Raw genomic sequence first — 1,005 nt, forward strand, 5'->3', positions numbered from 1 at the left:
ACCGCTGCGCAAAGCCGTGCGCACCGCCAACGACCTGCCGATTATGAATCCGGACATTGTCACCGCGATTGGCCTTCTCATGTTCTTTGCCACCTTGGAAGTGAGCAAGGGCTTTTTGACGCTGCTGCTGGCGCACATCGCGTTTTGTACGCCGTACGTCATGTTATCTATCACGCCGCGTCTGCGCACGCTGGATCCGAATCTGGCGGACGCCGCGCTGGATCTCGGTGCCAACCCGTGGCAGGCACTGTGGCACGCCATTATTCCGCAGTTGTCTCCGGGTATTTTCGCTGGTGCGCTGATCGCGTTTACCATGTCCTTTGACGACTTCGTCATTTCCTACTTCGTCACGGGCAACGGCGTGCAGAACATCTCGATTTTGGTCTACACGATGTCCAAGCGCGTCAATCCGTCCATCAATGCGATTTCCACGCTGGTTATCGTCATCATCACGGTGGTACTGCTGCTCGTCAATCTCATTCCGCGCATCGCGGAGCGCACGCGCAAAAAGCGCAAGGAGGAACCTGCATCATGAAGCTGAAACAATTGCTCGCTGCCTGCTGTGCAGGTGCCGTGCTGGCCGGTGCACTGACCGGCTGCGGCGGTCCCGGCACGGATTTCGACGGCACCAACAAGTCTTCCGGCAATTCCAACACGCTGAAACTCTATCTGCCGGGCGAATATATCTCGGACTCCGTCATTTCGGATTTTGAGGACGAATACGGCTGTCATGTCATCGTGGAAAACTTTGATTCCAACGAGATGATGTACACCAAGGTCAGCTCCGGCGATTCGTACGATGTGCTCATCCCGTCCGACTATATGATTGAGCGACTGATGAAGGAAAAGCGGCTGCAGAAAATTGACCGCAGCGCTATCACGAACTTTGACCAGCTCGATCCCGCCTGCATCGGCATGGACTTTGACCTGAACAACGAGTATTCTATTCCGTATTTCTGGGGCACTGTCGGTCTGGTGTACAATAAAAAGACGGTCTCCAAGAAA

At 54.7% G+C, this 1,005-nt stretch carries 2 protein-coding genes; both read left to right on the forward strand.

Features of this window, described 5'->3' with window-relative positions:
• Positions 1-535: ABC transporter permease (locus ACR0P9_RS13180; RefSeq protein WP_432620872.1), on the forward strand; the 535-nt coding region annotated here is incomplete at its 5' end.
• The coding region (locus ACR0P9_RS13185) for an ABC transporter substrate-binding protein (RefSeq protein ID WP_432620874.1) at positions 532-1,005 on the forward strand (474 nt) is incomplete at its 3' end. The genes ACR0P9_RS13180 and ACR0P9_RS13185, both read left to right, overlap by 4 nt.

It is taken from the genome of Butyricicoccus sp., from assembly GCF_050872565.1.
Taxonomy (GTDB): domain Bacteria; phylum Bacillota; class Clostridia; order Oscillospirales; family Butyricicoccaceae; genus Butyricicoccus_A.